Source organism: Orbus hercynius (assembly GCF_003634275.1).
Taxonomy (GTDB): domain Bacteria; phylum Pseudomonadota; class Gammaproteobacteria; order Enterobacterales; family Orbaceae; genus Orbus; species Orbus hercynius.
In genome coordinates this window covers 641,724-664,868 of record NZ_RBWY01000001.1, presented here as the reverse complement: position 1 = coordinate 664,868, position 23,145 = coordinate 641,724, and the positions used below count along the sequence as shown (strand labels likewise).

17 protein-coding genes and 2 tRNA genes are annotated in these 23,145 nt (G+C 35.6%); 12 read left to right on the top strand and 7 right to left on the bottom strand.

What is annotated here, in order from left to right; genetic code table 11:
* Positions 1-258: 258 nt before the first annotated feature.
* Complete coding sequence (locus DES39_RS03235) at positions 259-1,500, bottom strand: ammonium transporter (RefSeq protein WP_170143325.1); 1,242 nt, start codon at positions 1,498-1,500, stop codon at positions 259-261.
* 526 nt (positions 1,501-2,026) lie between these two features.
* On the opposite strand from DES39_RS03235, the gene DES39_RS03230 reads away from it, so the two are divergent.
* The 8 genes from DES39_RS03230 to DES39_RS03195 all read left to right on the top strand — a co-directional run bounded on the left by DES39_RS03230 (position 2,027) and on the right by DES39_RS03195 (position 11,169).
* Positions 2,027-3,604, top strand: coding sequence for a carboxylesterase/lipase family protein (locus DES39_RS03230; protein ID WP_121144316.1), 1,578 nt, complete (start codon positions 2,027-2,029; stop codon positions 3,602-3,604).
* 781 nt (positions 3,605-4,385) lie between these two features.
* Positions 4,386-5,045: an XRE family transcriptional regulator gene (locus DES39_RS03225; protein WP_121144315.1), complete on the top strand. Its 660-nt coding sequence runs from the start codon at positions 4,386-4,388 to the stop codon at positions 5,043-5,045.
* A gap of 254 nt (positions 5,046-5,299) precedes the next feature.
* Positions 5,300-5,470, top strand: a complete 171-nt coding sequence (locus tag DES39_RS10920; RefSeq protein ID WP_170143324.1) for a hypothetical protein — start codon at positions 5,300-5,302, stop codon at positions 5,468-5,470.
* A 434-nt stretch (positions 5,471-5,904) separates the two neighbouring features.
* Positions 5,905-7,218 carry an ATP-dependent RNA helicase SrmB gene (gene srmB, locus DES39_RS03215; protein ID WP_121144313.1) on the top strand — a complete coding sequence of 438 codons (1,314 nt, stop codon included), beginning with the start codon at positions 5,905-5,907 and terminating at the stop codon, positions 7,216-7,218.
* Positions 7,219-7,359: 141 nt separating this feature from the next.
* A complete protein-coding gene (locus tag DES39_RS03210; protein WP_121144312.1) occupies positions 7,360-7,962 on the top strand; it encodes a peroxiredoxin C in 603 nt (200 codons plus the stop codon).
* Between the two features lie 250 nt (positions 7,963-8,212).
* Entirely contained in the window at positions 8,213-9,535 is a 1,323-nt protein-coding gene (gene rimO, locus DES39_RS03205) for a 30S ribosomal protein S12 methylthiotransferase RimO (protein WP_121144311.1), read from the top strand.
* Positions 9,536-9,542: 7 nt separating this feature from the next.
* On the top strand, positions 9,543-10,931 hold the full coding sequence (locus tag DES39_RS03200; RefSeq protein ID WP_121144310.1) for an MATE family efflux transporter: 1,389 nt from the start codon (positions 9,543-9,545) through the stop codon (positions 10,929-10,931).
* 161 nt (positions 10,932-11,092) lie between these two features.
* Positions 11,093-11,169: transfer RNA gene (locus tag DES39_RS03195), tRNA-Val, on the top strand.
* A 279-nt stretch (positions 11,170-11,448) separates the two neighbouring features.
* Here the strand turns inward: DES39_RS03195 and DES39_RS03190 are convergent.
* The 4 genes from DES39_RS03190 to DES39_RS03175 all read right to left on the bottom strand — a co-directional run bounded on the left by DES39_RS03190 (position 11,449) and on the right by DES39_RS03175 (position 15,843).
* A complete protein-coding gene (locus tag DES39_RS03190) occupies positions 11,449-12,054 on the bottom strand; it encodes a hypothetical protein (protein ID WP_121144309.1) in 606 nt (201 codons plus the stop codon).
* 721 nt (positions 12,055-12,775) lie between these two features.
* Positions 12,776-13,360, bottom strand: a complete 585-nt coding sequence (gene uraD / locus DES39_RS03185; protein WP_121144308.1) for a 2-oxo-4-hydroxy-4-carboxy-5-ureidoimidazoline decarboxylase — start codon at positions 13,358-13,360, stop codon at positions 12,776-12,778.
* A gap of 107 nt (positions 13,361-13,467) precedes the next feature.
* Positions 13,468-15,264 carry an aminodeoxychorismate synthase component I gene (pabB, locus tag DES39_RS03180; RefSeq protein ID WP_121144307.1) on the bottom strand — a complete coding sequence of 599 codons (1,797 nt, stop codon included), beginning with the start codon at positions 15,262-15,264 and terminating at the stop codon, positions 13,468-13,470.
* A 3-nt stretch (positions 15,265-15,267) separates the two neighbouring features.
* Positions 15,268-15,843: an anthranilate synthase component II gene (locus tag DES39_RS03175; RefSeq protein WP_121144306.1), complete on the bottom strand. Its 576-nt coding sequence runs from the start codon at positions 15,841-15,843 to the stop codon at positions 15,268-15,270.
* A 260-nt stretch (positions 15,844-16,103) separates the two neighbouring features.
* Here DES39_RS03175 and DES39_RS03170 point away from each other — a divergent pair.
* The 3 genes from DES39_RS03170 to DES39_RS03155 all read left to right on the top strand — a co-directional run bounded on the left by DES39_RS03170 (position 16,104) and on the right by DES39_RS03155 (position 18,596).
* Positions 16,104-16,177: transfer RNA gene (locus DES39_RS03170), tRNA-Cys, on the top strand.
* 518 nt (positions 16,178-16,695) lie between these two features.
* Positions 16,696-17,550: a pertactin-like passenger domain-containing protein gene (locus tag DES39_RS03160; protein WP_121144304.1), complete on the top strand. Its 855-nt coding sequence runs from the start codon at positions 16,696-16,698 to the stop codon at positions 17,548-17,550.
* A complete protein-coding gene (locus DES39_RS03155) occupies positions 17,538-18,596 on the top strand; it encodes an autotransporter outer membrane beta-barrel domain-containing protein (protein WP_121144303.1) in 1,059 nt (352 codons plus the stop codon). Before DES39_RS03160 ends, DES39_RS03155 begins: the two co-directional genes overlap by 13 nt.
* Positions 18,597-19,431: 835 nt before the next feature.
* On the opposite strand, the gene cspE is transcribed toward DES39_RS03155, so the two are convergent.
* Positions 19,432-19,641: a transcription antiterminator/RNA stability regulator CspE gene (gene cspE / locus DES39_RS03150; RefSeq protein ID WP_121144302.1), complete on the bottom strand. Its 210-nt coding sequence runs from the start codon at positions 19,639-19,641 to the stop codon at positions 19,432-19,434.
* 641 nt (positions 19,642-20,282) lie between these two features.
* On the opposite strand from cspE, the gene dcm reads away from it, so the two are divergent.
* Positions 20,283-21,278 (top strand): DNA (cytosine-5-)-methyltransferase, encoded by a 996-nt coding sequence (dcm, locus tag DES39_RS03145; protein WP_121144301.1) that lies wholly within the window; start codon positions 20,283-20,285, stop codon positions 21,276-21,278.
* Positions 21,279-22,226: 948 nt separating this feature from the next.
* Here the strand turns inward: dcm and DES39_RS03140 are convergent.
* Positions 22,227-23,096: a LysR family transcriptional regulator gene (locus tag DES39_RS03140; RefSeq protein ID WP_170143323.1), complete on the bottom strand. Its 870-nt coding sequence runs from the start codon at positions 23,094-23,096 to the stop codon at positions 22,227-22,229.
* Positions 23,097-23,145: the final 49 nt, after the last annotated feature.

The following is a 23,145-nucleotide window of genomic DNA, read 5'->3' as shown; positions in this document are numbered from 1 at the left end:
CGCTAGTTTTACCAAACTAATAGCCCATTACCCTCATCATAAGTCGGGTTATCTGTGCCTTGGATTTGAAACTAAACTAGTATTATATTTGTGTTATTCATGCTCAGCTTATACTAGCTTAATGCAATGATGACCGGGTGATATGTCTACTTCGTGCTGGACATAATTACAACGTATTAAATTGTAATGATTTTAAGAGGATGATAACAAAAAGCGCCCATAATATAGAACGCTTTTTGATAGCAGTGATTTGCATCACTATTCATAAGCATTTTCACCAAAGATGGTATCATCAATGGTTCCTTCTTGATCTTGATTTACTCTAACTGGCGTGATTTTGTTTATGCTCCAAAGTAAAACTATCGTGAAGATAAATGACCAAGTGGCAGCAATAGCCACGGCAACAAGTTGTTTACCGATTTGAACAAAACTACCACTTTCCAGTAATCCAGATGGACCGGTATGATTCCAAAGCGTTGCTGCAAAAACCCCGACTAAAATCGATCCAACCATGCCACCAATGCCGTGCACCCCAAAAACATCTAACGCATCATCTAAGTAACGACGCACAATCAATACGGCAAAATAACAGACGAGGCTAGCAATAATACCGATGATAGCCGCAGATTGAATCGACACATAACCTGATGCAGGCGTTATCGTTGCTAAGCCGGCAACTGCACCGGTTAATATGCCAACAAGTTTGGGTTTACCTACATGAATGATTTCAATGATCATCCAAGTAATTGCAGCAAAAGCCGCAGCGATATCTGTCGTAATAAAGGCAGATACGGTTATTGGATTGACTTGTAGTTCTGAGCCCGCATTAAATCCATACCAACCAAACCATAACAAACCGGCACCTAATGCAACAAAAGGAATATTATGGGACTTGTCTTTAATTAGAACACGGCGTCCCACATAAATGGCTGAGGCTAAGGCTGCTAAACCTGCTGTCGCATGAACCACAATACCACCAGCAAAATCAACGACGCCCCATTGATTTAATATACCATCTGAACTCCATATCATATGCACAAAAGGGCAGTACACGAATAAAGTCCAAAATGTTAAGAAAATCAAATAAGGGATAAAATTCACACGATTGGCAAACGCCCCCGTCACTAATGCGGGTGTAATAATTGCAAACATCATTTGGTAAACAAAATGCACAAGGATAGGAATACCGCCAGTATTACCAGTATACATAGTATCAGGTTTGATATTGTTGAGCATAAAATAAGCTGTTGGATCGCCAATAATTCCATTCGTTGTTGGACCAAAACTTAACGAATAACCGACGATGAACCATAAAATGGCCACCCACCCCATCGAAACAAAACTTTGAAACATAATAGTCACAATGCTTTTTTTCGAAACTAGGCCACCATAGAAAAATGCTAATCCAGGAGTCATTAGCATAACTAAGCTTGAGCACAGTAACATAAATGCCGTATTTGGCATATCAAAAGATTGGGCTTGAGTTAACAGCTCATTCATGATTAATCCTCTATTGATTTTTTAACTAAAATTATCCACGTTCAAGTACCTAATAAAATACAGGATGAAAATGTTTATTTATTAGGTAATTATACCAATTCATGTTGATTAAAATCATATAAATCCGGCTAAATATAGCTGTAATCCTTAAAAGAGGCAAATTTCATAAATTGATAAATAATCAAATTAATCATGTAGATAATATTTTTTAATAGTAAAATAACATAAACTTAACGCGATATTTACTATTATTTCTTTTATAAAGTTTGTTGTTTATTTTATTTAAGATAGCGCAACTCATCTGCAACAATACAGTTATGGCCCTAACCCCCTACTTTAGCTTAACTTTGTAATTGATAGGTGGATATGACATATTGTTATAACAGCCCTAAATTATCAGCAAACAACTAATACGTTATTTTCGTTAATGACATCACAAAAGAACAAAAATAGGTTTTTAACAACAGTTTTTTTAAATTAAATTAATGGAGCAATCAAATTTTAAATTTATAAGGGTATTGTTCATATGAAATTTATTCCTAAAGTAATATGTTGCTCGTTCTTATCTTTACTCCTAGCTAATCAACTCTATGCAAGTATTGGAGATACAGTAAAAATAGAACATGGCACGATTCAAGGTGTTGTTTCTGATGATGGCAGTTTATCTATATTTAAAGGTATTCCCTTTGCGGCACCACCAATCAATGAATTGAGGTGGAAAATACCACAAGTACCAACAAGTTGGGATGCGATAAAAAGCACAAAACAGTTTAGTGCAGGCTGCATGCAAACCGTTGTTAAGGGTGATAAATTACCTTGGAGTAACGAGTTTTTGCACCAAGGACCAATTAGTGAAGACTGTCTTTATTTAAATGTCTGGTCGCCAGCTAACGATTCACAAAAGGATAAACTACCTGTAATCATTTGGATTCATGGCGGTGGATTTATTGAAGGATCTGCAAATGTTCCATTGTACGATGGATATAATATCGCTAAAAAGGGGATCGTTTTTGTGACATTTAATTATCGACTTGGTGTATTTGGTTTTTTTCAGCATCCTGAACTCACTAACGAGGCGGGAAGCTCAGGCAATTACGGTTTATATGACCAACTCGCCGCAATAAAATGGGTAAACAAAAATATTGCTAATTTTGGTGGTGATCCAAATAATATTACTATTATGGGTCAGTCAGCTGGTGCTAATTCTATTGTATTGCTTATTGCATCCCCCCTATCGGCAGGATTATTTCAAAAAGCGATTATAGAAAGTGGTCCTGGCACCACTATTTCAGATTATGGCGTTAGACCATTAGATATGGTCGCACAACCATTGGTTGAAGCGGAAAAAATTATTGTAGAGTGGAGTAATAATAACCAATATCACTCTTTAAAAGCGTTACGTTCGGCTCCCGCTTTAGAATTGTTGAAAAAATTCAATCAACGTCCCCCATTCAAAGGTGCCGTTATTGAGGGTGTTTTGCTACCCGATTCAATTGCAATGATTTATGCTCAGGGTTTACAAAACGAGATCCCAGTCATATCAGGAATGAATAATGATGAACGTGGAAGTGAAAAAGATTACGGTAAGATGACTAAAGATCAATTAACTTCATATGCGCAACGATACTATCCATTTAATACTCAGCAGTTTCTATCGATTTACCAAGCAAATAATGATAAACATGCGGGAGAACTTCATAAACAAATTATGCGAGATGAAAGAATCTTTTCATTGCAGTGGTTAGCAAACACCAGAATGAGTAAAGGTATAGCAAAAAATTATGTGTATTATTTTGAAAAAGCAATTCCTTGGCAAACGCACCCTCAATATGGTGTATTTCATTCAAGTGAATTCGTCTATGTGTTACAAAACCAAGATAAATTATTCAGGCATTGGGATGAACAAGATAAAAAAATATCATCAACAATCGGTGATTATTGGATCAATTTTGCCAAAACTGGAGATCCTAATGGCGATGGATTCGCTTTATGGCCTAGTTTTGATCAATCAAACAATCAAGTCATGGTTTTTGGCAACACCATTGAAATGAAAGAAATTTTACCGAATTCAAAAGCGTTAGTGATTTCAGAAAAAATTAAATAACCCGTTAAACATCACAATGAATTAAAAATTGATGTGAAATAATTGATGCAAAGTTTAGTGCTAGATAGTTTGCTCTTACTTTACGATTTCAATCGAATTTAGGTATTCATCAAAATCTTATAAGACTAAAAACCACTATCGACCATAGTGGTTTGATTTAAATTAAAATCATTACTTGCTGTGTATAAGTCCTAACTTAATCTGAAAAAGCACATCAAACAAAGATTGTTAGCCCGTTGATATTAGCATTTGATATCTAATCATGATAATACAATCATCTTAAACTCAGTCTATACGCATTGTTATTTATCATAATAATCGTTACCAATCCATATTCAAATAAGCAACTAATGACTCAGCCAAGTTATCTTAAGATTTATCTTCTTAGTGAATTTGTCTTCCCAACTCAACAAACATCGAATATTAAAAACCCCTTTAGCTTAATAATCTGCGTAACGCTTTTATATCATCAATCGTAGTGGTAAAATTTTACTTTATGTCGCAAGTTCAAAATACACAATTCAATTAGCCAAAATAAATAAAAGAAATGAGTTCAACAGTGTTTTTTCCACAAAATACTCATTTTTCAGCTCGCAAGCATGTTAATTGCAAGCATGACAACAATGGGCAGTTATGTCGTGTGTGTTAAAACATAAACTGTCAAAATTAACGGTATATCTCTATTTTAGCATTGTATTTGTAAGTCGCTATCGGAATAGATTTATAACTAGTAAATTTAGTCAAAAACCATAATATGTGCACACTGTTATAAGGAATATAAATGACTTTATCAAATAGAATCAAGTCAAGAAGGAAAGCACTAAGTTTAACCCAAACTGAATTAGCACAGCGTGTTGGTACAACACAACAAAATATAGGTAAATTAGAAAAAGAAGGTAATCCTAAGACGGGCTTAATTGTTCCACTTGCGATCGCATTAAACTGTGATGCTGTGTGGCTTGAGCGTGGTATTGCCCCCGCCCCTGATGATAGTGTAGTCAATCAAAATTCACTTTGTATTAACATGTTACATCTGCCGCTTCACCAGAAGAATAATGCTTTAACTTCCGATGTGCAAACGGTTATCAGGTCAATCGAATACGATAAAGAGCAAGCCAAAAAACTCTTTAGCACGTTAGATGCTACAACAATTAAAATTATCAATTTTGCTGGGGATACAATGCAGGGAACATTTGAAAATGGTGACACCTTGTATGTTGATATTTCAAAACAAAGATTTGATGGTGATGGAATTTATGTATTTTCATTTGAACAGCATTTTTATATAAAACGATTACAATTAGTCAAAAAAAAACTAATTGCTATTTCTGACAATAAAAATTACCGAAATTGGGATATCACTAGTGATAAAATGAAGCAACTGACCATTCATGGTAAAGTTGTATTCAGTCAATCCATAAGATTAAAAAAACATGAATGAGAATTATCTCTAGACAATATAAATCAATGCCTAGTTGAATTTTTTCATTTTAAGCTATTTAATGCACTATAATACAACTACAGTTGTTTACAAAAAACAACTGTAGTTGTATTATACAATTTTTAAATAACCTATAAAGAATACATTATGAAAAAATACTATTTACTCATTGTCATTATTTCAGCAAGTCAAGTTATAACAAGCTGCGCGCTTTATTATCGGTAATGATTATGCAAGCAATATTGATATTAGCAATGGCTTCCTTATTAGTGGGCTGCATAACAATACACGAATGCGAAGGCGATCATAAAGAGACATATAATAATATCTCACCGACAACGCAAGCACCTGATACATCAGCAACGCAATCATCTGATGGCAACACCGATGAAGACAGTCAAAAAACGAACAAAACAAAGATCTAATAAAGATAAATGTGCGGGCTTTCAAAATGATTAATTCGATAGGCAAAAGGAAAAAACATGCAATACACCGCCTCGCTGATTAAGTAATGTCCGTAAACTAAATAGATCGATTTTAGATCTAACAGCCCTTTGTTGGACAAATCCGCATAACAACGATAAATGCATAACCGTAATATCATCGTTTTTTCAAAACGATGATAGCAAAACCACTTGTAGCAAATCATTGATTAAAAGAGAGACAACAAATAATCGCACGTCAAGTAAAGGACATATAATTAATCAATAATGCAGCTTTCGCTAATGCTGGCTTAACAATATCATTAATACATCTATCACTGTTTATACGGTTTTAAAATAAATATCACTGAATTGAACGCGTGTAAAGCTAACAAATATGTTACACTATGCTCATAAATTCTAATTGTGAACAGACCATGACGACAGATGATTTTTCATCCTTTGATTTAGATGATTTAATTTTAAAAGCACTGAGCTTACAAAATATTGCAATACCCACTGCCATCCAATCGCAAACGATTCCTTATGCGTTAGATAATCGCGATATTTTAGGTTCAGCCCCAACAGGAACAGGTAAAACGCTGGCCTATTTAATTCCAGCCGTGCAACATTTACTGGATTTTCCAAGACGTAAACCTGGTGCGCCTCGTGTACTGATTTTGACTCCGACACGTGAGCTGGCAATGCAAGTTGCTGAGCAAACAAAATTACTAACCCAGTTTACTTCATTATGCACGGCAACCATTACAGGTGGTGTTGCTTATATGAACCATGCTGAAGTTTTTAGCAAAAATCAAGATATTGTGATTGCAACGACCGGTCGTTTACTGCAATACATCAAAGAAGAGAACTTTGATTGTAGAGCCGTTGAAATGTTAATTCTTGATGAAGCAGATCGCATGCTCGACATGGGCTTTGCCCAAGATGTTGAAACCATTTCGGCTGAAACTCGTTGGCGTACACAAACGCTATTATTTTCAGCTACTCTGGAAGGTAATAATGTTTATGATTTTGCAAAACGAATTCTCCATGAGCCGGTAGAAATTAATGCTGATCCGTCACGTAAAGAACGTAAAAAGATTTTGCAATTTTATTATCGCGCAGATGATATCAAGCACAAGATCGCATTATTAGTGCATTTATTAAAGCAAAGTGATGTAACTAAAAGCGTTATATTTGTGCGTAAACGTGAGCGAGTTCATGAATTGGTAAACTGGTTAAATGAAGCCAAAATTCGAACCTGTTATCTCGAAGGGGAAATGGTGCAAGCTAAACGTAATGAAGCGATTAAGCGTATGGCAAATGATACCGTTAATATACTTGTCGCAACCGATGTCGCATCGAGAGGACTTGATTTTGATGATATTAGCCATGTATTTAACTTTGATATGCCACAAACTGCTGACGTTTATTTACACCGAATTGGTAGAACAGCAAGAGCCGGCAAAAAAGGCACCGCTATTTCATTAGTTGAAGCGCATGATTATGAGTTACTCAAAAAAATTGAACGCTATATTCAAGAACCACTCAAACTAAGAGTCGTTGATGAACTACGTCCAAAAAGTAAAGCACCATCGATAGTTAAAAAGAAAAAATTGTCCGAAAAAGCTAAAGCTAAAAAAGAAGAAAAGCATAAAGAAACCAAAAAGAAAAAACTCAGACACCGCGATACTAAAAATATCGGAAAACCCAAACGAGCAATAGTGGTAGCTGAAGAGAAAGCACAATAGCCAGTACTTATTCGAGTAATTGATTTTAACGTGTTGGACAATCATGATTGATGACTATAATGTTGACTGGCTCAATTTAAGTTATTGATAATAATAGTTGGCACATCCGATAAACTTATAAAGAAAATAAGGAGATATAAGATGGTATTAGTAACGCGCAAAGCACCTGATTTTACATCAGCAGCGGTATTAGGAAACGGTGAAATTGTTAACGATTTTAATTTTTCTAACTTTACTAAAGGCAAATATGCCGTGGTATTCTTTTGGCCAATGGACTTCACTTTTGTTTGCCCATCAGAAATTATTGCATTCGATCACCGTTTAGATGAATTCAAAAAACGTGGTGTAGAGGTGATCGGTGTATCAATGGACTCTGAATTTGTTCATAATGCATGGCGTAAGACCCCACAAGACAAAGGCGGTATTGGCGAAGTCAGATTCCCTATCGTTGCCGATGTAAAACATACTGTTATGCAAGCATATGGTATTGAGCATCCAGAAGCAGGCGTTGCACTACGTGCTTCTTTCTTTATTGATAAATCGGGGATCGTTCGTCACGAAACCGTTAACGATCTACCAATTGGTCGTAATATTGATGAAATGCTACGTATTGTTGATGCTTTCCAATTCCACGAAGAGCACGGTGAAGTTTGTCCGGCGCAGTGGAGTAAAGGTAAAGCGGGAATGAAAGATAGCCCTGATGGCGTTGCAAGCTACTTAAAACAACACGCAAAAGAGCTATAAGTTTTATTTTCACCCAGATAAACCGGAAATCATTTTCCGGTTTTTTTGCTTTTTAGTGACAGCTTTGTGTTATTTTTATCAGCCGATATTTTTATCGTTTTATCTTACTAAACCAGGCGATTTTGTTCAGCAAAACGTCGTAGAAACCATTAGGGAAGTTATGTTTTCTATGCTAAAATACGCGTCACAAGATCATTTCATAATCAATTGATTTTAAACAATTTTACTCTTCACAACAGACAATATAATTATGATTAATATTACTCCGACTATTGGATTTGTCAGCCTTGGCTGCCCTAAAAACCTTGTTGATTCAGAAAGAATACTCACTGAGCTGCGAACGCAAGGCTATCAAGTTGTTCCCAGCTATGATAATGCTGATCTGGTTATTGTTAACACTTGCGGTTTTATTGACAGCGCAGTACAAGAATCACTCGAAGCAATTGGTGAAGCATTGCACGAAAATGGTAAAGTGATTGTCACTGGCTGTTTGGGTGCTAAAGAAGATCAAATCCGTAAAATCCACCCGAAAGTACTGGAAATCTCAGGCCCTCATAGCTATGAAACGGTGCTAAATCACGTCAATAAATACGCACCTAAACCCACTTACGATCCCTATACGAGCTTAATCCCGGCACAAGGCGTTAAACTGACACCAAAGCATTATGCTTACTTAAAAATCTCAGAAGGCTGTGATCATCGCTGTACCTTCTGCATTATTCCATCACTGCGCGGTGATATGGTCAGCCGCCCTATTGGTAATGTGCTTGATGAAGCTAAACGTTTAGCCGAAAGTGGTGTGAAAGAGTTATTAGTGATTGCACAAGATACCTCAGCTTATGGTGCTGATCTGAAAAACCGTACTGGTTTTTGGAATGGCATGCCGGTAAAAACCGATATTCAAACCCTTTGCGAGCAGCTATCATCATTAGGAATATGGGTACGCTTACATTACATGTACCCTTACCCACACGTTGATAAATTAATTCCATTAATGGCTGAAGGTAAAATTTTACCTTACCTAGATGTGCCATTACAGCACGCAAGCCCGGCTATCTTAAAATCAATGAAACGTCCCGGCTCTATTGAAAGAACACTTGAACGCATTCATAAATGGCGCGAGATTTGCCCAGAAATCACCCTACGTTCAACCTTTATCGTCGGCTTTCCAGGTGAGACAGATGAAGATTTCGAGTTACTGCTTAACTTCTTAGCGGAAGCCAGACTTGATCGCGTAGGCTGCTTTACTTACAGTGCGATTGAAGGTGCTGCGGCTAATGATTTAGCCAACCAAGTACCGGAAGAAATCAAACAAGAACGTTTTCATCGATTTATGCAAGTACAACAACGTATTTCAACTGAAAAACTCGCGGGCAAAATTGGGAAAACATTATCAGTTATTATTGATGAAGTTGATGAAGAAGGAGCCATTGGTCGAAGTATGGCTGATGCACCAGAAATTGATGGCGTGGTTTATCTCAATGAAGAGTTTTCGGTCAAAGTCGGTGATATTGTCAATGTATTAATTGAACATTCAGACGAGTACGATCTTTGGGGTAGTTTAATAAACTGAGTAAACGATGAAACAGATTTATAGGAAAGAAGTTAAAATTATTATTAGCTTGGCAATACCGGTCATCATTGCACAACTGGCGCAAACAGGCATCACCTTTGTTGATACAATTATGGCAGGGCACTATAGTGCTGCTGCGTTATCAGGTGTTGCAATTGGCGCTTCCATCTGGTTGCCTACCATTTTATTTGGCCAAGGCCTATTATCTGTTCTCACCCCTATTATTGCCAATTTGAATGGTGCTGCTAAGCGCGACCAAATTGCTAACCACACTCGGCAAGGGTTAGTTATCGCTTCGGTTTTATCGCTATTTATCATGTTATTTTTATACCATTCAGATAAAATCATTGCGTTGCGTAGCACCGCTGAGAATCCGATTGATCCCGAAATGGTTTATGTGGCGGTGCACTTTTTACGGGCCATTATGTGGGGCGTTCCTGGCTTCTTATTTTATTTAGTCTATCGCTTTCAATGTGAAGGATTATCTAATACCAAGCCCGCCATGTTTATTATGTTTTTTGCCTTGCTTGCCAATATTCCCATTAACTATGTCTTAATTTATGGCAAGTTTGGGTTACCTGAATTTGGTGGGATTGGGTGTGGTATCACAGCGGCGATTATCTTCTGGTTAATGTTTATCCTCATTAAGTGCTTTACGCTATTTTCAGACAGTCAGCGCGATATTCGTAAAACGCCATTGACACAGTTAATTAATCAAACAATTATTAAGCGCATTACCTTACTCGGCATCCCACTCGCCTTAGCTTACTTTTTTGAAGTGAGCTTATTTGCGATCATTGCTTTAATGATAGCGCCACTTGGTAAAGAAGCGGTATCTGCCCATCAAATCACCTTCACACTCAGCAGCATGACATTTGCCATTCCGCTGTCATTAGGTGTGGCAACCAGTATTCGTGTTGGTTATTTACTCGGTAATAAAAAGCCTGCACAGGCTAAACAAACGGCTTATATTAGCCTTAGCATCGCGTTAATTTGTGCTTTAGTCATCGCCGTATTGCTGGTTGTATTTAGATCGTTCTTAATCTCATGGTTTACCGTTGATCCTGTAATTGTATCGATCTGTATGCAGCTCATTATCTTATTAGCGATTTATCAATTATCTGATTACTTACAAGTGACCGCCAGTAACGTGCTACGTGGCTATAAAGACACGCAAAGTATTTTATATATTACTTTAGTTTCATATTGGGTAATCGGTTTACCGTTAGGTTATGTGCTAGCCTTAACCAATTGGATAAGCGCACCAATGGGCCCTGCCGGTTTTTGGGTTGGGATCATCGCCGGTCTGTCATGTGCCGCAGTGCTATTGATATCTCGTATGGTCTATATCCAAAAACAACCGATAGTAAAAATTTTACAACAAGCTTCTCGATAATTGATAACAATAAGACATATCGCCATAAAAAAACCAAAAGTAGCCTATTTTATAACCAAAATAATTCAATAGTTGAAATTTTAGGCTCTTTTTATCTTTTTTTACTTGCGATAAACAGCGAAGATCGTTAATATTTGCGCCTGTAGTATCCATTAATTAATACGCCCGTAGCTCAGTTGGTTAGAGCATCACCTTGACATGGTGGGGGTCGGTGGTTCGAGTCCACTCGGGCGTACCATTCTAAAGCCTTTAACGGCAATGGTTCGTAGCGTTTTATTAAATTCATTATTTACTTAGATTAAATTCACACTAATTTAATATTAATTTATCTAATACTTAAGATTTCGCATCCTAGTCGTAAATCAGGTACTTGATCTACTACTAACAATAAAACTCTTCTTATTAATAATGAGATAACTAATATCTGTCATAAACACCTTGAGTTTAGGTATAACAAAGCCCCATTTAAGGGCTATGTATCACAAAAATTAAACTAAGTTTGCTTTATTAATTTAAATTACTTACCGTTATTTAAACAATTTGTTATTTTTGCAACTTCACTATCTAAAGAACCAATAACCTTTAATGGATCAGCACTAGACCATGCTCCAACATAAGAAAATCCGTTGTTAGTTCCAGCACCAGTATCTTTTGATGCTTGCTCTATCTGAGTAAATAAATATTGTGTGCTATTCTTTTGCGGAGAAACAGTAACAATATATCTAGCATATTGTAAACGAGGGATTATCCCACTTGAGTAATACTCAGCAACACCACTGCCTACAACTTTATCTTTAGATTCTGTAATTATTGAACTACCACCCTGAACAGTACTAGTATTAGTATTTTGGTAATAATGTCCTGAATATGCACCAAAATAACTTCCGGTATTATCATTCAATGTTACAGTTGCATTACTGATGTTACTAGCCAAACAGATTTTCACATTATCTACATTTGAACCTACATTCTTAGTAACTGTATATGTGTCAATAGCTTGCTGACCATATCCGACATCTTTAAGTGTTACGCCTTGCATTTCTGACAAACCTTTATCAACCGATGTATGAGCACATCCAGTTAAAATAACACTAATTAAACCTAATAAAAATATTTTTTCCATAGCTTATCCCTATACTAAATAATCGTTCAACATTATGCATTATTCAGATTAGCCGATCAACAAAATAACCTTGTTGCAATCTTATTGTGCTATGCAATTTAGACTATCGAGAAACCCTTTAGCGTATCGAACAAAATATTTTATACTCCATTTTAATTATCAGCATACTACGGATTAATGAGTAATATTGCTACGACTCTATTCATATCTTGATAATAATTCCTTTTTTACCCACATAGTAAAGTATGAACAAAGACAAAAGGCAGCTTTTCTTAACTGAAGAACAAGAACTTTAATCGATAATAAACTGTTTACAAATTATACAGATTAATGTATTTTTTATGCAAAACCGATAAATAAAGGAGAGTAACATGAGAAAATTGATGTTAGTGATTAGTGCCGTTTTAGCGATAACATTTATATCTACGCCGTCTTATGCCAACAATCCCGGCATCGCTGACAGTTATCTAAATACAGGGATTAGGCTGGTAGATTCGAGTTCAAACGTATTTTTTAATTTTTGCCATTATGAGTTATACAATAAAGACACTGGAACAATTATCTATTCTTACGTAACAACCTATACAAAATTCTTTTTCTCCAGCTGCCCTACGCATTAATGACTACAATTGCCCTAGCTTTCATGCGGGGCTCTTATCCCCCTAAGCAAAAAGCCCACTCATCACGTAGTAGGCTTTACTTAAAGATCAGTAAATAGCGATTACTTAACCAAGTCTAACATTCGCAATAACCGCACTTTATAATATTGTTGCATCGCAATGTTGAACTCAGTATCCGGGTCATTAGTGATACGTTGTTGCATCTCAACAAAAATATCGTCTTTGTTATAGCCTTTTACCGCCAATAAAAATGGGAAACCAAATTTATCTTTATATTGCTGATTCAGGAGCTGTAGACGACTGGCTTCTTCTTCAGTGCATTCATTAAGTCCTGATTTAGTTTGTTCCGATTGTGACGTTGCTGCAATGCCAGCCGCTCGCATACTTTTACACGCTAAATCAGGATGCCCGGTAATTAATTTGATTTGCGTTTGTTGATCTGTTGCTTTAATAACATTAAGGATCGCTTGTAGCATATCTTCAAATCCCATAAAAGGGCGTTTTTTACTTGATTCCTCAATAATCCATGTATTGTCATTAAATAATGGCCGAAATGTTTCAATATAAACCGTATCGGTCATGTTATTAATATCTTGAATACGATAAGGTGCAGATAAGTCTGCGTTAGCACTAAATACAGATGATGACAGCATAAAAAAGCCCAAATAAAGAGTCCTTAACTTCATTATATCTCCTTGATAACACCGTTTAAATTGATTCCCTCAAGCCAAACCAAGCTGTATTGATAATCAAAATGATAGTAAAATAACAAGATAATATAAATTTTTTGATACTAAGTATATTGTGTTATTTTGTTTTCTTGATACAGCTCACTTTTTTCACTCAGTTCAATCGGTTTTATTAAATCGCGTTTAAATTGCTGTAACGTATCGGCTGAAATTTCAATCCACTGCCTAACGCTGTTAATAAAAGCCATTTTTTCAACTCGTTCAAGATCGGTTAACAAGATCGTCTGTTCCGTCATCTTACCGCTATCAAGATAAAACTGCCGCATGGTTCCCGGTAGCAAACCTGACGTAATGGGCGGTGTAAACCACTGGTTATCGAACAATACCGCAATATTACCATTAACAAACTCGGTGATTTCACCCTTTTCATTATGCGAGATTGACTCGTGACCCGCTAACAAAATGGGAAAATGTGCCCGATTTGATGTTTTATGATATAAATAGGTATGATGACTGTGCACGGGTGTTGAGGCAAGTTCGATATGATTCAGCGGCATCGCGTGCGTAATCGCATCGATATCGATCGCAAGCTCGCCCTGCTTATTCAGCCGCACTCTCACCTTAAACTGACCATGATGATGGCTGTTAGCAAGTTCATTGAGCTGACTTCGCAGTGCCGAACTATTTAGTGGATACGAAAAATAGTCGGCAGAATCAGCCAACCTTGCTAAATGTGGTTCAAGTAATAAAAACTCACCACCATCAAGCAATAATGACTCCAAAATATAAGCGGGTAATGGCGTTTTAGCATTTAAAATGGCTGTTTTTTGTAACAGTTCATTATATTCACCCTGCTGCGTCGAATCCCAAGTAATACCGCCACCAACGCCATAACGCGCTAGGCCATTTTTTATCATTAATGTACGAATCGGAATATTAAACACCGCTTTTTGCCGCTGTGGTGCAATATAACCAATCGTACCGCAATATACTTCTCTTGGTGATATTTCACGTTCGGTAATCACTTTCATGGTACTTGCTTTAGGCGCACCGGTAATCGATCCGCAAGGAAATAAAGCTTGAAAAATGTGATACAAGCTAGTATCTGCTTTTAGCTGGCTTTCAATCGTTGAGGTTAATTGCCATACAGTTGGATACTTTTCAGCGGCAAAGAGTGAAGTAACTGTAACCGCTCCTGGCTTTGAGATACGGCTTAAATCATTGCGCAGCAGATCAACAATCATCATGTTTTCGGCCTGATTTTTTTCCGATAACAGCTCTTGTAACTGCAGTTTATCCTCCGCTATGGTTTTTCCCCTTGCTGCAGTTCCCTTCATCGGTTTAGTTTTAATATGATCATGATCTAATTCAAAAAATAATTCTGGCGATATCGACAGAACTTGCATATCCCCCCATTCAATATAAGCGCAGTAATTCGCCTGGTTATTGCTTTGCAAAAATCGGTAATAACGGTAAGGATCATTAACACATTGACCAGAAAACTGAATCGTATAGTTGGTTTGGTAGGTATTACCAACCTTAATCTGCTGCTTAATATGGTCAATAGCATCAGCATATTGTTGTCGCGTGATATTGCTGGTTAAGTCGATCGATTGAGGCGTAAAATTATCAAGTTCGTCTGTTACAGAGATATAATCATTAAATACCCCAAAAAGTAACAACGGTAATTGATTATCAGCCGGATCATGAGTTTGATTAAAATGGTTAAAGGCAGCGGAGCTCTCATAAGCAAGGTAACCTACTACGTAGTAACCTTGTTCAACATAAGCGTGCATTTTTGCTAAATAGGGCTCAATATCAGCCAGCTGATTCGTCATTAAAATATCGATTGGCTCATTAAATAGCATTGCTTGGCCTGCAAAATCAAGGCGAATTATCATAAATTAGCCGTCCTTGTTGATAAAATTGTCTATTAACTTGAGCCCCTGCTCGGTTTTTATCGCTTCAGGATGAAACTGTACCGATTCAACGGCACATTGCCGATGCCTTAGCCCCATAATTAATCCCGCCTTATTACGCGCGGTGACCATTAAAGGCGATTGATGCTGCCTGTGATATTCATCAACCATTAATGAGTGATAGCGCACGACTGAGAGCGGATTATTGATGCCACTAAATATCCCTTTACCATCATGATCAATCATATCGGTTTTACCATGCATTGGCATCGGCGCATGAATAATTTGATGACCATAATGCTGGGCGATAATTTGATGGCCTAAGCAGATACCCAAAATAGGATGACTGTCGGCAAAATTTGCAACAACATCAAGTGAAATCCCGGCATTATTAGGATTGCCTGGACCAGGTGAAAGAATGATTTTGCTGAAATGAAGCTGTTTAAGCTGCTCAATGGTGAGTTCATCATTCTTTATTATAATGGATTTTCCGCCAACCCGATAAATATAATCATAGATATTAAAAGTGAAGGAGTCATAATTGTCGATAAGCAGTATCATTATTGCGTTGCCAATGTCGATTTAAGATCAGGAATAAACGCGCATTATAACGATTTATTTAGCGCTTAGACTATTTTTTCAGGGCAAGTGGATAAATATTTTGCCACTTAGCGAATAAAACACAGCACCTACATCAGCTAAAAATCAAGTACAATACAGACCTAACGATAAAAAGGTGATTATTTATTCAATAAAACAAGAATTATAAAAATTTTCTTGTCATCATGACAAAATAACGCCATAATTAGCCTCGCTTATTTGGCGCGTTGGCAGAGTGGTTATGCAGCGGATTGCAAATCCGCGGACCTCGGTTCGATTCCGGGACGCGCCTCCATTAAATCCCTCAAAGAAATCAATTAGTTATATTTTATATCATCGAAAATAAATACTAAAACTGTGTTGAAATATTCAGTTAGAATATTATTGCCCCTTTTACTGCTTGTCGTATCATCTTGCACTCCCCTAATTCGCTAATTTAATATCAATTAAACTCATGTATCAGAATGTTAACCACCATATATGAACATTGATATGATCACAACCAACGATTTAACAACTATTTATATCAGATTTCAATACCATGCACATGACACCATTAAGGATGATTCTTATATCATAGCTGTTATTGAAAATGATCACATGGTTATGTATAAAGATGAAATAACGATAAAAACAGCCACATCTAAGCAGTTAGTTAAGGCTATATTAGATTAAGTTATTTATGTTTACTTACTCAAATCTGATCGCCTTAATGTTGATGATGTGTAAAGTGTTTTGCAAAAAATTAACACTGTATTACATTAAAAAAGCGCCCTAACAGCCTTTTCTGATAACTAAATTTGAGGAATAAATATGAAAAAATCAAAAAAAAACCGAATTGCTATATGTATTTGTGCGGTAACTTTTACAACTTTTTTAAATGCAATTAAAGTTTCTGCTGATACGAATGACGGCATCTATCATATTTCATCGGACTTGCAAAATGTTACCTTTGAGACAATAGAAGATAGTAATGGTATGTCTATCATGGTCGATCCAAATGTTAAAGTTACTAATGTTAACTTTTTATGTGGAGCTCATATTAATGGCGGTATTTCGATTAATAGCTTATACTCTAGCAGCTTTATTAGTGATGCGGGCACTTTAAACGGCAATACATTTATAAATGCTTTAGTAACTTTTCATGATGACACAAAGGGCTCTGATAATACTTTTAAAGATACAGAAATTGCTCAAGCTTACAACACTTCACTAGAAAATACTGTATTAATTAATTCATCTCTACATGCGCAACGTAATACTTCGATGATGGGTGAAACTTTTGTAACATCGAATAGTCAACTTGGACTTTCTGGAGTGACTCTTGAAAACCTTACTGTTGATTCGACATCATCCGTTTTTGCTTCTTTTTCGGGTGAGTCAGATATTAATATTTCTAAAATAGTTAATGATGGTTATTTTAACATATATGTTTCAAGGCCTGATTTAAGATCGCATATTATAAACATTGGTGATTACTCGGGTAGTGGCATTATACATATGTATATCAATTTAGCAGATAACCAAGCTGCTGATTTGACAATCAATCAAACTGCTGCTGGTGTTAAAAACTTAGTTAATATTAAAAATGATGGATCGAAAGATGCTAATGAAAATAGTCGAGTTAACCTAATTAAAGTTAATTCGAAGGATCTATTTTTTCGTTAGATACTAATGCTGTAGAATCCGGTGGATATGAATTTAAACTGTTTAAAAAAGCTAATGGTGAGGGGGACCTTTACTACCTAGCAACTAAAGCGGACAAGGATGATGCGACAAACCCAACTTTACCTGAGGATAAACCCACCATCACAACCACGGCTGATGCAGCAGGCAATGCATTGCTATCGAGTTATTTAATTAACTTTTCAGAGATTCAATCATTAAGCGACAGATTACGCAATGCTAATGAAGACAACACTGGAGCATGGGGTAAAATTTACGCAGGTAAGTTTGATAGTTTTGGCTCGGACAGTCTTAATGGTTTCGATCTTAATTATTCAGCAATTCAACTGGGTGTTGATAAGCAGTTTGCACTAACAGAACACGCAAATATTGTACATGGCTTTAGCGCACAATATACCGACGGCAGTATCGATTATTCACGCGGCGGTGACGGTAACATTAAATCCTACTCGTTTGCATATTATCTGTCATTCTTCAACGCAGATAACTTTTATAACGATGCTATTTTTAAGTTCTCACGCATGAAGTCTAATTTCTATGTTCAAGATACTGCGGGAATGAGCGTTAGCGGCGATGCGATGATGAATGTCTATAGCTTCAGCAATGAGCTAGGTAAAAAGATTTACTTTAACCAAGATAAAACAGGATTCAATATCAATCCATTTGGCCAAGTAATTTTATCTAAGTTTAGCAGCAGTAATTATTCGGCATCAAATGGCTTGAACGTTCATTTAGATTCAAGGCAATCAGTTATCGGTAAAATCGGCTCATATTTTAGTTATGATGTAGATAGCAATAGTAAACTTTATGCCAAAGCGGCATATGTTAAAGAGTTCAACAAAGGTACTCAGTTTTACTTAAACGCTAGTGATGAATCATTAACAATGAATGGGCATTGGATGGAGTACCAAGTCGGCACTAAATTCAATATCACAGATAACCAAGAGATTAATTTGAGCGGCACATTTTTAGCCGGCGACAAGTTCAATCAAAAACAGTTGTCTTTAAGTTATAGATACAGCTTTTAAAATCAAGCCCTTCGGGGCTTGTTCCCCTCGTAAAATATTAATAATTTATCTATTAGTTAATTAGGACTACTGGAGCAAGCAGATGGTATCTAAAATCCGCGCAACATGCGGCAAAACATTCTATCGTACTAAAAAAATGAGCACACACCGCTACTGAAGATAAAAACGTGTTGTTTACGTAGTTCATTAATGGTTTGGCGTTAACCATCAGCTAGGTAATGAGTAACATTGCAAATAACCGATTGTTTAGTGAGATTATCCACGCAATTTTTAAGATTGGGTTTGATATTGAAGCATCCAATCTGCTTTTATCAACGAGTCCTTTATAACGATAAAAACATATCTCTTGAAACTCCTATCACTTTACAGGCTTTAAATACGTTTAAAGTTCTTCTACTAAATTTATCCGCTTACTTTCTATTTTATGATTTGATTGTTTGTATAAAGCGTACGCGTTACCTCTTGTTGTTTTGATTGTAGATTTGACACCTAATATCAAAACCGCGGACGCTCACTTCTACAAGCACCGTGTCAGATTAGAGCGGAACTAATACACATAATTCATACAGTTTTATATCTTGCAGCAAGATTTAAGATAACTATCACGTGAATATTACTTTTGAGCAACAACTAGCTGCAATCATTTATTTAGAGAATGGCATAATTTTTAAAAAATATGAACATACAGTGCGGTTAGTGTTATCAAATAAGATAAATTATTGCCATAAAAAAAGCCTGACTGTTTATGGTCAGGCTATAAATCACTTGTGTAATCTATTTGATTTTTGAAACGTTTTTATTTTTACGTTTGACAAGAAAATAGTATTTTTTCAAATTATACGACCACAACATCATTTGCGGCTGGACCCTTAGGGCCACTTCCAACAATAAATTGAACTTTTTGTCCTTCGTATAATGTTTTAAAACCATCACCAATTAATGATGAAAAGTGAACAAATAAATCTTTGCTACCATCATCAGGCGTAATAAAACCAAAACCTTTACTTTCGTTAAACCATTTAACTAAACCTGTTTTATTTGACATCTAAATATATCCTTTTATAAATTAACCTCAGTCTCTTGACTGTAATTGGCAAAATTTCTTCGCTAGACATGCACATGATTAATATAAAGAAAATAGAAGAAAACAAAAAAGGATTATTTTGACTAAAAACTAGGTATTTAAAATGCTTCATTAACACTGAACTTCTGCTACACCCATTAACTCATGTAATGAATTATATAGCAAGCTTTATTTATCTCATTTCATAAAATATAACCATCAACATCAAAAATCATACGAAACGCAATAAAACTAAAATCGAAATAATAAGTGTATGTTTGGCTGATTATTCCTGTTTGCAATACCGTATAAATCGTGCTTTTTCTTATCTAATATACTGTTGTTTATCACTTTATAGCATGGAGTGATAAATTAAAATCAAACAATAAGCATAATCTTACTTTAAAGATGAACTCTATCTTTTATTTAAATCTGCACGTTTGTAGGGAGAACAACTTCAAATCATTTTGGCCATATTCTCATCATTGAGCTGATCACCGTTTTTATCGCTATTAATACACATAGAATCCTTTAATCGATCACACTCTAATCAGCTAATTCTATCCTTCAACCTGCTTTTTAACGCATTTATTGATTCTATTACTCATAAAAAGGAACTAACAATGAACATACTCTCACTGTTTGATGGTATTAGCTGTGGTCGCATTGCATTAGATAGAGCAAACATCAAAATAAATAAATACTATGCCAGTGAAATCAATAAATACGCCATCAAAGTGAGTCAAAATAATTATTCGGATATTATCAGACTTGGTGATATCAATAATTGGCACACTTGGGATATTGATTGGTTGAGTATTGATTTGATTCTTGCTGGTTCACCTTGTCAAGGTTTTTCATTTACGGGTAAACAATTGGCATTTAATGATAGCCAGTCAGCACTTTTTTTTCAATTTGCCAAAATTCTTAAGCATGTAAAATCACTCAATCCAAATATCAAATTTTTGCTTGAAAATGTTCGCATGAGAAAAGAATTTGAGAATATCATTACTTTTGTGGTCGGTGTTAAACCAATAACAATGAATAGTAGTTTAGTCTCGGCACAAAATAGAGTACGTCTTTATTGGGTTAACTGGAGGTTTAGCTATCCCAAAAATAAACAGCGCTACTTAAAAGACATTATAGAAACCGAGTTAAGCCAATATCATAATATCAAATATGGCACATACGATCAGATAACAATCAAGTGCAAAACACCGCTATCTCAAACAAATGTAAGTGATAGAATGATGAAGATTCTTACGCAATCCTCATCATCTAGCATTAAGTTAGATAACAAGCAGAATATGGGGATTAACGTTATTGGTATCGCTAATGATACAAACAACAGAACTCAATACAAAAGGGTTTATTCAACCACCGGCAAGTCACCAACTATCACCACCGCATCAGGGGGAGGACACTGCCCCAAAATTGCTATCAATCACCACGACTATCGTGATATGTTAGCGATCGAAGCGGAACGTTGCCAAACATTGCCGGACAATTATACGCAAAGTATCAGCACAACCCAGCGTTTTAATGTGATTGGTAATGGTTGGACTGTTGATATTATTGCTCATATTTTATCTGGTTTAAATGAGCTAAATGATACCTAAATTGAATGCCTATAATGCCATAACCAATTGGTACTAATAGCACTAATTTAATCCCCATTTTGGCTTAACAAGTCTGTTTATAACTGATATTTTATCAATTAATTCATATCGTTGAATAACTGGTTAAATTGTACTCCCCGTTTAATTAACATTCAAAATTTTATTCTGTTTAATTGCAATGAAATTCTAATATAAACCAACAAAAAAGCTCACCAAAGTGAGCTTGATTTGCTATTACATTACGTTATGTAAGCAGTGAATGATGGTGAGCAAAAATGATAATTACTTAATTGTCAATTTTGGACTTGAATTATGCTTTTCTGCTCGTTTACGAATAAAAAAGTAATGTTTTTTCATGATGAAAATCCTCCATGCTATTGGCTATAATGCCCTATTACTATCGCAAGTGAATTTAACTTTGTTTCAATAAATTTGATATTATAAAATATTACTAGCACGCTGATTAAACACGCTTTCTAATTATTATTAGTTATTCTTCACGATAGTTACCGTAACTACAATTATCTACATGCTATTTTAAACAGTAAAAAGATAGATTAAAGACGAAGCGGAAAAACGGTGAGGATACTTAGGCTAAAGACTATACTTACAAATACTATTATTATGAATATGGTAATTCAAAATGATGCAGCGTGATGCAGTTCTTTTATTAACGCATAAATATTGATATAAAGCAAGTTTTAATTGAAACAATACCCCCTTTCAATTATCTTAACCGATAATAGACAATTAGCTTATTTATGAAAATAAATTTAACATTTACCATACATTATAACTGTATTCTTTAATACTCTATTACCATTCCTTAACAGACATAATTGCAAAAAAAACCGATAATACAACCTCAATGATTGCTTTAACTGATTCATTGATTCCTATTCCTTATTTTTTTGGCGAACTATCTCCTAGTTCGCTTTTTTTTCAAATTTATTCACGAGTGGCCATCATAAATTTTAAAAAAAGCTCTATTCCTTTCGTATTGCTCTTATTGCGATGAGTGATAATATAAAATGTCCGTTTTAATTTGGGTAATGATGTTTCTATTAAAGTAATCTTGTTTTGTAGTATTAAATCCTCAACCACATAACGCGATAAACAACTGATCCCTAAACCGGCTGCCACTGAGTACTTTATTGCCTCAGAATTACCCAGTTCCATGCGCAAGTTAAATTCCCCTATATAGCTTTTGAGAAATAACTCGACAACCGCTCGTGTTCCACTGCCCTTTTCCCGCAATATCCACGGTGTCTTAGCTAATTGTGTCTTGGTTAAATTGAAAGATTTACTATCATAATGACCAAAAATTACCAACTCATCTTCTTGCCATGGCCTAACAACAATATCGGGATGGCAGCATTCGCCTTCAACAATGCCAATATCAATATTAAAATTGAGTATAGCGGCAATAACTGCTGCACTATTTCCCACCATCATATCTAATTTTGCAGAGGGATGCTGCGCATAAAATTTTGCTAATTGCTCTGGCATCACATAATTAGCAATCGTGGTACTTGCACCTATTTTGATTACGATAGGATTCAGTAAAAATACATGTTCAATACGTTGAGCTGATTCAAGCATATTGAGCGCTAACGGCAACAATAATCCTCCATTCTCATTAAGAATTAGTTGCCGACCATTTCGATCAAACAATTGTGTATTTAAGGCGTTTTCAAGCTTCAATAGAGCCTGACTTGCTGCTGATTGCGTCATATTAAGCGCATCAGCTGCGGCCTGTACTGTTTTATATTTAACAATACAATAAAATACATTCAACGCCTTCAAGGTAATTTTCATCGGAGTGTGCCCATTAATCATTAATTAAATTAATATAGCAGGTAAATTA

What these genes read in the sequence shown, in the direction of transcription:
- DES39_RS03235 (WP_170143325.1), bottom strand. Translation starts at nt 1,500, where the DNA reads ATGAATGAGCTGTTAACTCAAGCCCAATCTTTTGATATGCCAAATACG.
- DES39_RS03230 (WP_121144316.1), top strand. Translation starts at nt 2,027, where the DNA reads ATGAAATTTATTCCTAAAGTAATATGTTGCTCGTTCTTATCTTTACTC.
- DES39_RS03225 (WP_121144315.1), top strand. Translation starts at nt 4,386, where the DNA reads ATGACTTTATCAAATAGAATCAAGTCAAGAAGGAAAGCACTAAGTTTA.
- DES39_RS10920 (WP_170143324.1), top strand. Translation starts at nt 5,300, where the DNA reads ATGGCTTCCTTATTAGTGGGCTGCATAACAATACACGAATGCGAAGGC.
- srmB (WP_121144313.1), top strand. Translation starts at nt 5,905, where the DNA reads ATGACGACAGATGATTTTTCATCCTTTGATTTAGATGATTTAATTTTA.
- DES39_RS03210 (WP_121144312.1), top strand. Translation starts at nt 7,360, where the DNA reads ATGGTATTAGTAACGCGCAAAGCACCTGATTTTACATCAGCAGCGGTA.
- rimO (WP_121144311.1), top strand. Translation starts at nt 8,213, where the DNA reads ATGATTAATATTACTCCGACTATTGGATTTGTCAGCCTTGGCTGCCCT.
- DES39_RS03200 (WP_121144310.1), top strand. Translation starts at nt 9,543, where the DNA reads ATGAAACAGATTTATAGGAAAGAAGTTAAAATTATTATTAGCTTGGCA.
- DES39_RS03190 (WP_121144309.1), bottom strand. Translation starts at nt 12,054, where the DNA reads ATGGAAAAAATATTTTTATTAGGTTTAATTAGTGTTATTTTAACTGGA.
- uraD (WP_121144308.1), bottom strand. Translation starts at nt 13,360, where the DNA reads ATGAAGTTAAGGACTCTTTATTTGGGCTTTTTTATGCTGTCATCATCT.
- pabB (WP_121144307.1), bottom strand. Translation starts at nt 15,264, where the DNA reads ATGATAATTCGCCTTGATTTTGCAGGCCAAGCAATGCTATTTAATGAG.
- DES39_RS03175 (WP_121144306.1), bottom strand. Translation starts at nt 15,843, where the DNA reads ATGATACTGCTTATCGACAATTATGACTCCTTCACTTTTAATATCTAT.
- DES39_RS03160 (WP_121144304.1), top strand. Translation starts at nt 16,696, where the DNA reads ATGAAAAAATCAAAAAAAAACCGAATTGCTATATGTATTTGTGCGGTA.
- cspE (WP_121144302.1), bottom strand. Translation starts at nt 19,641, where the DNA reads ATGTCAAATAAAACAGGTTTAGTTAAATGGTTTAACGAAAGTAAAGGT.
- dcm (WP_121144301.1), top strand. Translation starts at nt 20,283, where the DNA reads ATGAACATACTCTCACTGTTTGATGGTATTAGCTGTGGTCGCATTGCA.
- DES39_RS03140 (WP_170143323.1), bottom strand. Translation starts at nt 23,096, where the DNA reads ATGAAAATTACCTTGAAGGCGTTGAATGTATTTTATTGTATTGTTAAA.